This window comes from Pukyongiella litopenaei, from assembly GCF_003008555.2.
Lineage (GTDB): Bacteria > Pseudomonadota > Alphaproteobacteria > Rhodobacterales > Rhodobacteraceae > Pukyongiella > Pukyongiella litopenaei.
Window position 1 is genome coordinate 3225655 of the sequence record NZ_CP027665.1, and the last position, 13683, is coordinate 3239337.

Sequence of the window (13683 nt, forward strand, 5' to 3'; positions counted from 1 at the left end):
CGGTCAGGCCGGTGCCTTGGAGGTCTTGCGCGTGGCCATAGCCTCGGCGAAACGTTCGAACAGGTAATAGCTGTCCTGCGGGCCGGGGCTGGCCTCGGGGTGGTGCTGAACTGACCAGACCGGGCGGTCGGTCACGCGGATACCGCAGTTGGACCCGTCAAAGAGCGAACGATGCGTTTCCACGACGCCGTCGGGCAGGGTCTGGGCGTCGACGGCAAACCCGTGGTTCATCGAGGTGATCTCGACCTTGCCGGTGTCGATATCCTTGACCGGGTGGTTGGCGCCGTGATGGCCGTGGTTCATCTTGACCGTCTGCGCCCCCAGCGCCAGCGCCAGCATCTGGTGCCCGAGGCAGATGCCGAACATCGGCAGGTCGGTGTCGTCCAGGATCTCACGGATCATCGGCACCGCGTATTCGCCGGTCGCCGCCGGGTCGCCGGGGCCGTTGGACAGAAACACCCCGTCGGGTTCATGCGCCAGCACCTCGGCGGCGGTGGCGGTGGCCGGCAGGACGGTCACGTCACAACCCGCCTGCGCGAGGCAGCGCAGGATATTGCGTTTCGCGCCATAGTCCAGCGCCACCACCTTGTGGCTGGGCGCGGTCTGCCGGGGGTAACCCTGGGGCCAGGCCCAGCGCATCTCGTCCCAGCGGTAACTCTGTGCGCAGGTGACCTCGCGGGCGAGATCCATGCCTTCCAGACCGGCAAAGCCGCGGGCCGCGTCAACCAGGGCTGCGGTGTCGAAATTGCCCTCCGGGTCATGGGCCAGCGCCACATGGGGCGCGCCCTGCTGGCGGATCGCGCGGGTCAGACGGCGCGTGTCGATACCGCCGATGGCGATGCGTCCGCGCCGGGCCAGCCAGTCCGACAGGCCACCGGCGCTGCGCCAGTTGGACGGTTCGGTCGGGTCCCATTTCACCACCATGCCCTCGGCCACCGGGTCCGAGGTTTCGTCGTCTTCGGGATTTACCCCGACATTGCCGATATGGGGGAAGGTGAAGGTCACCACCTGCCCGGCATAGGAGGGATCGGTCATGATCTCCTGGTAGCCGGTCATCGCGGTGTTGAAGCACAATTCCGCGACGACCTGGCCGGTCGCGCCGAACCCGCGTCCGTAAAACACCGTGCCATCTGCAAGCGCCAGCGCGGCGGTGGGTTTGGCTTGGGCGGTCGTGGCCATGGCGTTTCTCCGGCAGGGCAAATCGGTGGATGTCTATGCCCCGGGGACGCGACGGTCAAGAGACAGGATGTTTTTATGCAGTTCATTATAAATCAATGGGTTAGCTGTTTTCGGTCCGGTTGAAACAGCGTGAGCGATTGATTAATGTCGAAGCCTTCGAAACCTGATGAGGCGAGAAAAGTCAGATGGAGATCCGGGCGCGCATCAATGCTGCGTTGAAACAGGCGATGAAAGATAAGGAAACCGTGCGGCTTTCGACCCTGCGGCTGGTCTGTGCCGCGATCAAGGATCAGGAGATCGCCGGTCGGGGCGCCGGCAAGGAAGAGGCGATCGGGGACCCGGACGTTTTGGCGATCCTGGGCAAGATGGCCAAGCAGCGACATGAGAGCGCCCGCGCCTACGAAGAGGGCGGGCGGCTGGATCTGGCCGAGCGTGAACGCCAGGAAATCGAGATCATCGAAGAGTTCCTGCCCCGGCAGCTCGATTCCGACGAGGTGGCCGCGGCGATCGCCAAGGTCGTCGAGGAAACCGGCGCCGGATCAATTCGCGACATGGGGCGGGTCATGGCGGCTCTGAAGGGCCGCTATTCCGGGCAGATGGATTTCGGCAAGGTTGGCCCGATGGTCAAGGACCGGCTCTGCGCGGGCAACGGCCAGGGCGGCTGATCGCCAGCCTTTTTGCCCCATCGCCCGGGGGCAGCCCGGCTAGCGTATCAGGTTGGGGCGCACCCGCATCCGGGCCCGCCGTTCCGTCGGCAGGTGGCGGTTGAGCCGCGTGTTGATCAGCCCGAACACCCCGACGATCACCAGTGTCAGCAGGATGAAATAGCCCGCGAGGATCGGGTAGGGGACGAACGGGTTGAAGGTCTTGTCGGCGAAATAGCTCGCGTAATAGAGCGCATCTCCGCGTTGCTGCCAGGCCGGGAAGCCCGAAAAATAGACCAGCGTGGTGGCGTGGAACAGAAAGATCGCCTCGTTGGTATAGGCAGGCCAGGCCAGCCGCAGCATGGTCGGCCACATGATACGTCGGAATCGCGGCCAGCCGGACATGCCATAGGCATCGGCCGCCTCGATATCGCCCTTGGGGATCGACCGCAGCGCGCCGTGGAAGATCTCGGCCGAATAGGCGGCCGTGTTCAGGAACAGCACGATCAGCGCGCCCAGCCAGGCGGCGGTGAACGGGTCGAAGAACGGGTTGACGCTCTTGAGGCTGAGAAACAGGAAATAGGCAAAGAAGAACTGGATGAAGAGCGGCGATCCGCGAAACAGCAGGACGAACCACTCGGCCGGCTTGCGGAGAATGCGCCGGCTCGAGCTCTTGGCCACAGCCACGGCGGTGGCCAGAAAGAACCCGGTGATCAGCGCCATCACCCCGAAATAGACGTTCCAGATCATCCCCGAACCGATCAGGGTGAAATGTTCGCACAGCGTGAAATCCTCGCGCGGCAACAGCCGTTCGCCGATGCCGATCGACCGCAGGCCGTAATCCTGGATTGTCTGCCAGCAACTCATGCCGCCGCCTTCCGTTGCGCTTCGCCGCCGGCCGTTGCCTGGCCCAGCGTCAGCCGCTGCATGATCCGTTCGAGCACGATCTCCGACAGCCGGGTGAAGGCGAGATAGAAGACCAGCAGAAACAGGAAATACCACATCCGCCAGTCGCCATGTGGGTAGGCGGTAAAGCGCGATGTCTTGGTGCCGCCCAGTTCGCGCGCCCAATAGACGATATCCTCGATCCCCAGCAGGAACAGCAGCGGGGTCGCCTTGATCAGCACCATCCAGAGGTTCGACAGGCCGGGCAGGGCATAGACCCACATCTGCGGCACCAGGATGCGCCAGAATGTCTGCCGCCGGTTCATGCCATAGGCGGCGGCGGTTTCGAGCTGCGCCCTGGGCACGGCACGCATCCCGCCATAGAGCACGTTGGCGGCGAAGGCGCCGAACACGATGGAGAAGGTGATCACCGCGAGGATGAAGCCATAGGTTTCATGCATCCATTCCGGCGCCGTGGACAGCGGCAGCTTGGCCGCGGAACAGACGATGAAATCCGATCCCTGGCGGATCGGGTCTTGCCAGTCGGGGCATTTCCATTCGTGCCGCAGCCATTCGAACAGCTGGTCGAGCGCGATCACGAAGAACAGGAAGAACGCTATGTCGGGGACACCGCGCACGATGGCGATGTAGAACTTGCCCAGCCACGACACCGGCGCGAAATGCGACCGCGCGGCCATGGCGCCGAGAAAACCGAAACCCAACGCCACCGGCGCGGTGACCGCCAGCAGCAGCAGCACCTTTAGGAAGGCAGTATAGAAGGACATGTGCACGCCGTTGGTCAGGTAGCAGGAAAACCATCGGAACGTGTCGAGCGTGCTGGGATCGGCGCAGAACGAGAACATCGGGCCCCCGGATCGTCACGGGCCCGCGCGTGGCGGGCCCGTCCGGTTTCGATCAGTAGGTGGTGGTGTCTTCGCCGAACCACTTCTTGAGCAGTTCGTTCAGCGACCCGTCCTCTTTCATCGAGGTGATCGCCGCGTCGAATTTCCCGCGCAGTTGGGTGTCGCTTTCGCGCAGGCCGATGCCGATGCCGCTGCCCAGCGGCACGTCGCCGACAAAGACCAGGTCACCGCCCGATTCCTCGACGATCGGCACCAGGTAGTCCCTGTCGGCCAGCACCGCGTCGGCTTCGCCGTTGCGCACCGCGGCAATGGTCTCCTCGGGGGTGGCGAACTCGACCAGCGTGGCGCCCGATTCGGCCACATGCGCGGCCTGGATGGTGGTGGCCTGCGCCGCGACCACGCCGCCGGTCACGTCAACGCCGTCCGAAGCCGCGACATAGGACGACACGGTGGGCGGGTAATAGTCCTGGGTGAAATCGATCACCTCGTCACGCTCGGCGGTGATCGACATGCCCGCGATGATGGTGTCGTAATTGCCCGAGGTCAGGTTGGGGATGATCGAATCCCAGTCGTTCTTGACCCATTCGCAGGTCAGTTCGGCACGCTTGCACAGCTCGTCGCCCAGTTCGCGCTCGAACCCGTCCACCTCGCCGGCGTCGTTGATGAAGTTGTAGGGCGGGTAGGCGCCCTCGGTGCCCATGCGCACGGTGTCGGCCCAGGCCAGTCCCGCGCTGAGTGCAAGAGCTGCGGTGCCCATGATCAGGTTTTTCATGTGTTTTCTCCCTGTTGGTTTTGGGTGGTCATCAGTTTAGGCGGCCTGGGTCGCGGAAAGGAACCCGCGCAGGCGTTCGGAATTGGGCGCGCCGAACAGCCGGTCCGGCGCCCCCTGTTCTTCAATCAGACCCTGGTGCAGGAACACCACATGGTCCGATACATCGGCGGCCATCTTCATGTCATGCGTGACGATCAGCATGGTGCGGCCCTCGGCGGCGAGATCCTTGATCACCCGGACAACCTCCTGTTCAAGCTCGGGGTCGAGCGCCGATGTGGGTTCGTCGAACAAGAGCGCCTCGGGCTCCATGCACAGGGCGCGGGCGATCGCGGCGCGCTGCTGCTGCCCACCCGAGAGTTGCGCCGGGTAGGCATCGCATTTGTCGCCGATCCCGACCTTGTCGAGATATTTGCGGGCGCTCGCCTCGACCTCGGCCCGGTCGCGGCCAAGCACCGTCAACGGCGCCTCCATCACGTTCTGCAGGATGGTCATATGCGCCCACAGGTTGAACTGCTGGAACACCATCGACAGGTTCGTGCGGATACGCAGCACCTGTTTCGGGTCGCCCGGCATGCGGCCATGACCACCGCCTTTCCACCGCACCGGTTCGCCCTTGAACAGGATGTCGCCCTGCTGGCTGTCTTCGAGCAGGTTGGCGCAGCGCAGGATCGTGGACTTGCCCGAACCCGACGATCCGATCAGCGACACCACCTCGCCGCGATGGGCGACGATGTCGACCCCCTTGATCACCTCGAGTTCCCCATAGGCCTTGTGCAGATCGCGGATCTGGAGCACCGGGGTTTCCTCGGCGTGGAAGGAAGGTTTGTCGATCGTCAATGTCGCGGTTCCGGCTTTTGTGCGTGTCAGACGACAATTGGACCGAAATTCCGTATCAATGCAATGCGCAATGCGGTGGAAAGCGCGGATCGGGTTGCCGAAATGGTGCCCATGGCGGACAAACCGGCAGCCACCGATTGCCTTGCCGGGCGGTGGCCCGGGCCCGATTCAGAACCGCTGGCCCACATAGATATAGAGCGTGTTTTCCCCCAGGTTGTTGCGGCTGCCATCCACGGCGAAATCCACCGGGAATTTCCGCGACACGCGGTAGCGCAGGCCGACACCGCCGGCGCTGTGCAACCCGCCTTCGCCGAAGGTTTCGTAATGGGGGCCGACATCGCCCGTGCCGGCAAAGGCCACCGCGCCGAGTCTGTCACCGAACCGGTGGCGGTATGCGACCTGCAACGAGGCCGACCGGTTGTCGAGAAACTGGGTGACCGAAAAGCCGCGGAAACCGTCGTTGAGACCCAGCGCGCATTTGTCGAAGAACGGGGCTTCGTCATCGGCGGCGCAGGCCGAGAACCGCGCCGCGAAAACGCCATGATCCCCCACCGGCCGGAAGAGGTCGAAATTGACATAGCCCTTGCGATAGTCGCGACCGCGCGTCTGGTGCAGCGGTTCGCCATGCGACGCCTCTGCATAGAGGCGGTGGCCGGATCGGGGATAGATGGTGTCGTCGCGGGTGTCCCAGTCGACCACCGCACCGATGTTCAGCAGTTCAAGATCGATGTCCCGGTCGAAAGGCGGGGGCAGAGGGATCAGCTTCTGTTCGATGCTGGTATCGAGATGGCGCAGGGTCAGCCCGAAGGAAAGGTCGTGATTGACCCCATAGGACAGGCCCAGTTTCGACAGCCGCCCGTCCTGCCGGATCGGCAGGATGCCCAGCGGCGTGTAGAGATCGTAGTTGAGCCCCGCCTTGCCGTGAAAGCCATGGACCTGCCAGCGATTGTTCGCGAACGCCAGGCTGATGTTGACGCCATAGCCGCGGCTGCCATTGTCCGACCACAATCCGCCGATGCCCACCATCGAGGGCTTGGAGGCGGGATCGAGATTGAACAGATACCCCGCGCCCAGCACCAGGCCCGACCCGATGGTGGGGTTGGAAAAGGGGATCGGGGCCACCACGAGCGAACCGTCGCGGACCCCGTATTCGGGCGTGCCCGCCGCATGTTCCATAGTGGCGGCCTGCCCGTCGACGATCCCCGACCCCGCCGAAACGGGCAGGGGGGCCAGCAGCATCAGCGCCAGTCCTGCCGCCGCGCGCCAGCCTGTCCTCGCTCGGGGTTTTGCTTTCGTCATCCGGGTGCGGGTCAGGTCTTGCCCTGCTGTTCCTGTGCTTCTTCCACCGCCGACTGAACGGCCCCGGCGGCCGCCGCGCCGACGGCGGTCTTCTGTTCGTCGGACAATTCGTGGTGATCTTCAAGCCCCGGTATCGCGACGCGAACCTCGCGCCGGGCGAACTCGATCCCGTTTTCGGCGAACTCGCGCCGCACGCGGTTGTAGATCTCCTTGCGCAGCGTGAACTGGGTGCCGGGCTTGGCCATGAACTTGCCGCGCATGACGATGCCCACGTCATCGAACTGGAACACGCCCTGCGATTTGAACGGTTCGAGGAAATCGTCCTTGTAGAGCGGATCCTCCATCATCTCCGCGCCGATCTTCTTGAAGATCTTCTTTACCTTGTTGGGATCGGTGTCGAAGGTGACGGTGAACATCAGCTTCATGATCACCCAGTCGCGGCTGTAATTGGTGAGCTTCGGTATCTCGCCATAGGGGATGGTGTGGACCAGCCCGCGGTGATGGCGCAGCTGCATCGACCGGATCGAAATCTTCTCGACCGTGCCGCGGGTGCTGCCGTCCACATCCACGTATTCCCCGACGCGAAAGGCATCGTCGATCAGGAAGAAGATGCCCGACACCACATCGGTGACCAGTTTCTGCGCGCCGAACCCGATCGCGAGCCCCAGGATGCCGGCACCGGCCAGCAGCGGCGTGATGTCGATCCCCAGCGCACCGATTGCCAGCAGCCCGAAGATGACCGCGATGGCCGTCTGCGCGGAAACCAGCAGCAGCGGCAGCACCGTGGCGAGCCGCGACCCGCCCGCGCCGCCGCCTTCGCCGCCGGCTTCGGCCACGTCCTCGGAAACCGACGAGGTCTGCTCGCGCGCCAGCCGGCGGTTTATGTAGAGAGACACCAGTTCAAAGACGATGTAGCCGACCGCCGCGATCAGCGCGAACTCGATCAGGTTGCCGCCAAGGGATTCGCCCACGTGCTGCGACGCAAGCGCGCGCAGGTTGATGTTCCAGGCGGCGGCGACCATCAGCAGGGCAAAGGCCCAGACGATCACGCGGCCGACACGGACATAGCTGAGGCGAGCCGAGCGATAGGCCGCCTGCGCGGTCGGGCCCGATCCGATAATCGGCGGCTGGACATGCTGCACCACGCCGCGCACGAGCGTATCCAGCAGCGGCGCCAGGATGAGCCAGAACATGGTGGAGTAATGCGCGCCCTGACCCAGCAGGGCCATCTGCTGCGCCGTGCCGCGCGCGACGATGATCTCGAACACGAGCCACATCACCACAGATACGCCGACGACGTAATGGGGAAACCGGCGCGCCACGTTTTCCTCGAACCGGGTCAGGTCGGGCTCGGGTCCGCGCATGATGTCGACCAGCCCGCTGCGGGCGGTCCAGGCGATCAGCATGATGTAGATATGCACGGCCGTGTTCAGCCAGAACCCGAACCGGGTGTCGTCGGGCACCATGCCGTTCAGCACGTTGAAGCGCACGATGAAGATGGTGAACCCGGTCAGCAGGAACAGCCCGATCAGGTTGCGGTGCAGGTAGCGTGCCCAGCGATCGTTTGCGTTCACGAGCCGGAGTTTCGGCTGGTCCGGCGCCAGCACGAACCGGGATACGGCCGCCCCCAGCCGGGGGATCCAGACCAGGTAGAACATGAAGGGTGCCGCGAATTGCAGCATCTCGGTGTCGATCAGCGCCCGACCGACCATGCGCGTGACCACATAGAAGACGGCAAGCCCCAGCAATTCGTGGCGGAAGCGCCGGAACAGGAACCGCACCGTGCCCCACAGGTCGCCGCCCTGGGTCGTGGCCCGGCCGCTCCACCAACGGCGCAGCAGCGCCAGCGCGCCCCGTTCGGCCGCATAGCCTGCCGCCAGTGCAACGAGGATGAACCCCGCCAGTGTCAGCAGGCCACCGGGCGCAAACCGGGCCGCGAAGGTACGAAACACCTCGGCCTGGGACGACAGCAGCGTCGGCACGTTGGTGATCACGCTCAGCCAGGAACTGCCGAGCGCAAGGACCGTATCGCGGCCGACCGAGAACAGGGTGGCGGGTGGCGACGGGTCGGCCCCGGCCCCTTCGGCCTCGGCCACCGCGTCGAGACGTTCGAGAAGCAACTGGCGCACTTGGTCGTCGGACATGCGCGCGACCAGTTCATGCACGGCCTCCCTGGTCAGCGGGTCGGGCAGTTCGGTGGTGGCGGTCGCCGTTTCGCCCTGTGCGTGGACGACACCCCCGGTCAGGGTCAGGCCGGCGGCCAGAACGAGCCAGAGAAGGATTGCGCGAAACATGGCGATGCTCCCGTGTTGTTTGTTCTTTGTTTTCTGCACAGGATAGCGGCGCGGATGGGAAATGCACGGCTATTTGCGCGGCAATACCGGGATATGCGGCAGGACGAACACGGCTGTTGCTGGCATTGCCGGCCATCATCGGTGAGGCTGCGATCAAACCAGTCGCGTCGCGGATCGCCTGACCGGAATGGCCGCGGGCGTCGATGGTGAGATCGGAACAGCGCAAAAAAAAGGCCGAGCACTAAGCTCGGCCGAAGTCCAACAGGGAGGTATGAAGATGATGAAATCATCGTCTTCATGAATGCAATTAGGTTCGCCGCGTGTCCCGATCAAGACTTGAGTCGCCCGGTCGCGTGAAAACCCGCTATGCGCTCAGTGCATGGCTTGTGCAGTGCCCTGTAATCGCTGCTTTTTCCGGTGCGAGATGATCTCGTCCTGGACGAAGTCACGGAAAACGGCGATCCGCTTCGAATGGCGCAATTCCTCGGGATAGGCGAGGAACACCGGCACGTCGGCGGACTGGATTTCGGGCAGAATATGTACGAGCTGGGGGAAATCCTGGGTGATGTAGTCGGGCAGAACGCCGATTCCCAGCCCGTTCGAAACGCCCTGCAGGACGCCGAAATAATTGTTCACCATGAGCATGGAATGCGGGTTGTGGCCCATCAGTTTCTGGACCAGCGCCGCGCCCGCGCTGACCTGATCCGACCGGGTGTTCTGGCAGATCAGCCGGTGTTGCGAGATATCCTCGAGCGTCTGCGGCATTCCGGTGCTGTCGAGATAGCTGCGCGACGCATACAGCAGCATCTGCACCGACATCAGTTTCTTGCGGATCAGGTCGGCCTGGCTGGGTTCCTTCATGCGGATGGCCACGTCGGCCTCGCGCATGGGCAGGTCGAGCACGCGTTCCTCCAGCATCAGGTCGATCTTGAGATTGGGGTATTTCTCGAAAAGCTTGGCCAGACGGGGCGCCAGCCAGAGCGTGCCGAAGCCGAAGGTCGTGGTCACGCGCAGCTCGCCAAACACCTCTTCCTCGCTGTCGCGGATGCGCGCGGCGGCGGCTTCGAGCCGCTTGGCCATCGATTTCGTGGCGTCGAACAGCAATTCACCCTGCTCGGTGAGAATCAGCCCGCGTGCATGGCGGTGAAACAGGGTGCTGTTCAGCGATTCCTCGAGCGCACGGATCTGGCGGCTGACCGCCGATTGCGAGAGATTCAGCCGGTCGCCCGCATGGGTCAGGCTGCCCGCATCGGCCACCGCGTGAAAGATTCTGAGCTTGTCCCAATCCATGGAGATAACTTTCGGTTTGTCGCAGCGATCCTATATGAAAGATCTGCAGAGTAGCTATGCAATAGCCGAATAGCACGCAAGGCCGCGGATATTTTCCTATGCAGGTCAGCGTTTATGACCTATTATGCGGGTATCCAGCTGCGTTCTGTCACGTCCGGGGAGGAGCCAGATGACAATTCAGGATATTTCGCTGAGCGACAAATTCGACCTGACCAGGAGTCCGGTGCTTCTCAACGGCACCCAGGCGCTGGTGCGCCTGATGCTGATGCAGAAGGCGCGCGACCGCGCGGCGGGGCTGAACACGGCGGGGCTGGTCACCGGGTATCGCGGTTCGCCGCTGGGCGCGGTCGATCTGCAGATGACGCGGGCGGCCGGATTGCTGACCGGCAATGACATCACCTTCCAGAACGGGCTGAACGAAGACCTCGCGGCCACCGCGCTATGGGGCAGCCAGCAGGCCGAACTGCGCGGCGAAGGCAAGTTCGATGGCGTGTTCGGCCTGTGGTACGGAAAGGGTCCGGGGGTCGATCGCAGCGGCGACCCGATGCGCCATGCCAACATGGCCGGCACCGCACCCCATGGCGGCGTGCTGATGGCGATGGGCGACGATCACACGGGCGAAAGCTCGACCGTGCTGCACCAGTCGGAATGGGCATTGGTCGATGCCTACATGCCGGTGGTCAGCCCGGCGGGCGTGCAGGAGATCCTCGATTACGGCATCTACGGCTGGGCGCTGAGCCGGTTTTCCGGGCTCTGGGTCGGGCTGAAGACGATGAAGGACACGATCGAGGCCACCGCGGTCGTCGATGGCCGGCCCGACCGCATGCAGCTCACCGCGCCGGATTTCGACATGCCCGAGGGCGGGCTGAATATCCGGCTGGTGGATACGCCGACCGCGCAGGAAGCGCGGATGATCGACTACAAGCGTTTCGCCGCGGAAGCGTTTTCGCATGTCAACAGGATGGACAAGCGGGTCTGGGGCAAGCCGGGCGCAAAGATCGGGTTCGTCGCCGCGGGCAAGAACTGGCTGGACCTGGTTCACGCCCTGAGCCTGCTCAATATCGACGCGGCCGAGGCCGAGCGGTTGGGGATCACCACCTACAAGGTCGGGCAGACCTTTCCCCTGGACATGAAGGGGTTCCATGCCTGGGCCGAGGGGCTGGACCTGGTCGTGATCGTCGAGGAAAAGCGCAAGCTGATCGAGGTGCAGGTCAAGGAGGCGATCTTTGACGACCGGCGCGGCCGGCGCGTCTATGGCTGGTACAAGGGCGGCGCCGGCGGTATGCACCGCGATGAGCTGTTCCCGACGCGCGGTGCGCTGGACCCGATCTGGATCGCGCAGAAACTGGGCGAAATCCTGATCGAGGAGGGCCGCGAGACCGATGGGATCCGCGCCGGTCTGGCCGCGCTCGACGAGGCGCGGCGGGCCGACAATGCCGAGGATATCGCCGCCCGGCTGCCCTATTTCTGTTCCGGTTGCCCGCATAACTCGTCGACCCGCCTGCCCGAAGGCAGCCGCGCCTATGCCGGGATCGGCTGTCACTACATGGTGCAGTGGATGGACCGGGACACCACCGGGTTCACCCATATGGGGGGCGAGGGCGCGAACTGGATCGGCGAGGCTCCGTTCTCCAACCGGGCGCATGTGTTCCAGAACCTGGGCGACGGCACCTACAACCATTCGGGCGTGCAGGCGATCCGCGCCGCCCTGGCCGCTGGCACCAACATCACCTACAAGATCCTCTACAATGACGCCGTGGCGATGACCGGCGGCCAGCCGAACGAAGGCGATCTGAGCGCGCCCCGCATCGTGGCCGAGATCAAGGCGATGGGGGTCAGAGAAATCGCCGTGGTCTATGACGCCAAGGAGGATGTCGACAAATCCGCCTTTCCGTCGGGCGTACGGATGCATGAACGCGCCGAGCTGATGCAGGTGCAGAAGGATTTCGCACAGAAACAGGGCGTATCCGCCATCGTCTACATCCAGACCTGTGCCGCCGAGAAGCGCCGCCGCCGCAAGCGCGGTCTGTTTCCGGACCCGGACAAGCGGGTGTTCATCAACACCGATGTCTGCGAGGGCTGCGGCGATTGCGGGGTCCAGTCGAACTGCGTGTCGATCGTGCCCAGCGAAACCGAGCTTGGCCGCAAGCGCGCCATCGACCAATCGTCCTGCAACAAGGATTTCTCGTGCCTGAAAGGGTTCTGCCCGTCCTTCGTGACGCTTGAGGGCGCGAAGATCCGCAAGAACGCGACGGCCGAGCTCGACCTGCCGCATCTGCCCATGCCCGAACTGCCCGCCATCGACGGCACCCACAACGTGGTGATCACCGGGGTCGGCGGTACCGGTGTCGTGACCATCGGCGCGGTGCTGGCGCAGGCGGCCCAGATCGACGGCAAGGGCGCCGGAATGATGGAAATGGCGGGGCTGGCCCAGAAGGGCGGCGCGGTGCATATCCATTGTCGCCTGGCCGAGAAACCCGGGGATATCAGCGCCATCCGCGTGGCAACCGGCGAGGCACATGCGCTGATCGGCGGCGACCTCGTGGTCAGCGCCGGGGCCAAGACGCTGGGCCTGACCAGCACCGGGCGCACCGGCGGGGTGGTCAACAGCCACGAGATCATCACCGGTGATTTCACCCGCAATACCGAGTTTGCGCTGCCCACCGACCGGCTGGAGGTGGCGTTGCAGGCGCGCCTGCGGGACCGGCTGGACCTGTTCGACGCCACCGAACTGGCCCGCGTCACCATGGGGGATTCGATATTCTCGAACATGATGGTGTTCGGCGCGGCCTGGCAGCGCGGCCTGATCCCGCTGAGCCACGCCTCGCTCGCGAAGGCCATCGAACTGAACGGCGCGGCGGTCGAACGCAACCTGCGCGCCTTCGAAATCGGCCGCTGGGCGGTGCTGCATCCGGAAGAGGCCGGAAAACTGTCGGCGCCGTCGACCGTGGTCGAGAAACCGAAATCCCTGGATCAGAAGATCGACTTCCGCGCCGAACAGCTGGTGGCCTATCAGGGCAGGCGGCTGGCGAAACGCTATCGCAAGCTCGTTGACGGGATCGACGATGCGGGACTGAAGGAAGCGGTGGCGAAAGGATATCACAAGCTGCTGGCCTACAAGGACGAATACGAGGTGGCCCGGCTGCTGCTGTCGAGCCGCGAAAAGGCGGCGGCGGAGTTCGACGGCGCGTTTCGCATGACCTACCATCTCGCGCCGCCGATCCTGGGCGGCAAGGATCCGGACGGGCGCCCGAAAAAGCGCGAATTCGGCCAGTGGATGACTGGCCCGCTGCGCCTGTTGGCGCATATGAAAGGGCTGCGCGGCACCCCGCTGGACATCTTCGGCTATTCCGCCGAGCGCCGTATGGAACGGGCGCTGATCAGGCAGTATGAACGCGACATGAGCACGGTGCTGGCGCAGGTCACGCCCGACACGAGAGACGCGGTGATCGCGCTCGCGGCGCTGCCGCTGGAGATCCGCGGCTTTGGTCCGGTCAAGCAGGCAAGCGAGGCCCGGGCGGCCAAGCGGCGCGAGGAGTTGTTGTCGGTGATCCGTTCGGGGGGCGCGGGCACGGCACAGGCGGCGGAATAGGCTGTCATGATCCTGTCGTGACGCCGTG

10 protein-coding genes are annotated in these 13683 nt (G+C 64.4%); 2 read left to right on the forward strand and 8 right to left on the reverse strand.

Annotated features, from left to right (window positions below; translation table 11 throughout):
- Window positions 1-3: 3 nt before the first annotated feature.
- The gene (gene carA / locus C6Y53_RS15880) at window positions 4-1179 is read right to left on the reverse strand and encodes a glutamine-hydrolyzing carbamoyl-phosphate synthase small subunit (protein WP_106473330.1); all 1176 of its coding nucleotides are present in this window, start codon (window positions 1177-1179) and stop codon (window positions 4-6) included.
- Window positions 1180-1364: 185 nt separating this feature from the next.
- Between carA and C6Y53_RS15885 the strand changes: the two genes are divergently transcribed.
- Complete coding sequence (locus tag C6Y53_RS15885) at window positions 1365-1844, forward strand: GatB/YqeY domain-containing protein (RefSeq protein ID WP_106473331.1); 480 nt, start codon at window positions 1365-1367, stop codon at window positions 1842-1844.
- A gap of 39 nt (window positions 1845-1883) precedes the next feature.
- On the opposite strand, the gene C6Y53_RS15890 is transcribed toward C6Y53_RS15885, so the two are convergent.
- The 7 genes from C6Y53_RS15890 to C6Y53_RS15920 all read right to left on the reverse strand — a co-directional run bounded on the left by C6Y53_RS15890 (window position 1884) and on the right by C6Y53_RS15920 (window position 10063).
- Window positions 1884-2690: an ABC transporter permease gene (locus tag C6Y53_RS15890; protein ID WP_106473332.1), complete on the reverse strand. Its 807-nt coding sequence runs from the start codon at window positions 2688-2690 to the stop codon at window positions 1884-1886.
- Window positions 2687-3571 carry an ABC transporter permease gene (locus C6Y53_RS15895; protein WP_106473333.1) on the reverse strand — a complete coding sequence of 295 codons (885 nt, stop codon included), beginning with the start codon at window positions 3569-3571 and terminating at the stop codon, window positions 2687-2689. Before C6Y53_RS15895 ends, C6Y53_RS15890 begins: the two co-directional genes overlap by 4 nt.
- Before the next feature lie 52 nt (window positions 3572-3623).
- Window positions 3624-4343: a transporter substrate-binding domain-containing protein gene (locus tag C6Y53_RS15900; protein WP_106473334.1), complete on the reverse strand. Its 720-nt coding sequence runs from the start codon at window positions 4341-4343 to the stop codon at window positions 3624-3626.
- A 36-nt stretch (window positions 4344-4379) separates the two neighbouring features.
- A complete protein-coding gene (locus C6Y53_RS15905) occupies window positions 4380-5180 on the reverse strand; it encodes an ABC transporter ATP-binding protein (protein WP_280178362.1) in 801 nt (266 codons plus the stop codon).
- 168 nt (window positions 5181-5348) lie between these two features.
- Window positions 5349-6419 carry a BamA/TamA family outer membrane protein gene (locus C6Y53_RS15910; protein ID WP_244614856.1) on the reverse strand — a complete coding sequence of 357 codons (1071 nt, stop codon included), beginning with the start codon at window positions 6417-6419 and terminating at the stop codon, window positions 5349-5351.
- A 71-nt stretch (window positions 6420-6490) separates the two neighbouring features.
- Window positions 6491-8773 carry a mechanosensitive ion channel family protein gene (locus C6Y53_RS15915; protein ID WP_106474145.1) on the reverse strand — a complete coding sequence of 761 codons (2283 nt, stop codon included), beginning with the start codon at window positions 8771-8773 and terminating at the stop codon, window positions 6491-6493.
- Window positions 8774-9145: 372 nt separating this feature from the next.
- Window positions 9146-10063: a LysR family transcriptional regulator gene (locus C6Y53_RS15920; RefSeq protein WP_106473336.1), complete on the reverse strand. Its 918-nt coding sequence runs from the start codon at window positions 10061-10063 to the stop codon at window positions 9146-9148.
- Window positions 10064-10232: 169 nt separating this feature from the next.
- On the opposite strand from C6Y53_RS15920, the gene C6Y53_RS15925 reads away from it, so the two are divergent.
- Window positions 10233-13655: an indolepyruvate ferredoxin oxidoreductase family protein gene (locus C6Y53_RS15925; protein ID WP_106473337.1), complete on the forward strand. Its 3423-nt coding sequence runs from the start codon at window positions 10233-10235 to the stop codon at window positions 13653-13655.
- Window positions 13656-13683: the final 28 nt, after the last annotated feature.

Bases quoted from the DNA above. Each gene is read 5' to 3' on its own strand.
- C6Y53_RS15900 (WP_106473334.1), bottom strand. From the start codon at position 4,343: ATGAAAAACCTGATCATGGGCACCGCAGCTCTTGCACTCAGCGCGGGA.
- C6Y53_RS15885 (WP_106473331.1), top strand. From the start codon at position 1,365: ATGGAGATCCGGGCGCGCATCAATGCTGCGTTGAAACAGGCGATGAAA.
- carA (WP_106473330.1), bottom strand. From the start codon at position 1,179: ATGGCCACGACCGCCCAAGCCAAACCCACCGCCGCGCTGGCGCTTGCA.
- C6Y53_RS15915 (WP_106474145.1), bottom strand. From the start codon at position 8,773: ATGTTTCGCGCAATCCTTCTCTGGCTCGTTCTGGCCGCCGGCCTGACC.
- C6Y53_RS15895 (WP_106473333.1), bottom strand. From the start codon at position 3,571: ATGTTCTCGTTCTGCGCCGATCCCAGCACGCTCGACACGTTCCGATGG.
- C6Y53_RS15910 (WP_244614856.1), bottom strand. From the start codon at position 6,419: ATGCTGCTGGCCCCCCTGCCCGTTTCGGCGGGGTCGGGGATCGTCGAC.
- C6Y53_RS15890 (WP_106473332.1), bottom strand. From the start codon at position 2,690: ATGAGTTGCTGGCAGACAATCCAGGATTACGGCCTGCGGTCGATCGGC.
- C6Y53_RS15920 (WP_106473336.1), bottom strand. From the start codon at position 10,063: ATGGATTGGGACAAGCTCAGAATCTTTCACGCGGTGGCCGATGCGGGC.
- C6Y53_RS15925 (WP_106473337.1), top strand. From the start codon at position 10,233: ATGACAATTCAGGATATTTCGCTGAGCGACAAATTCGACCTGACCAGG.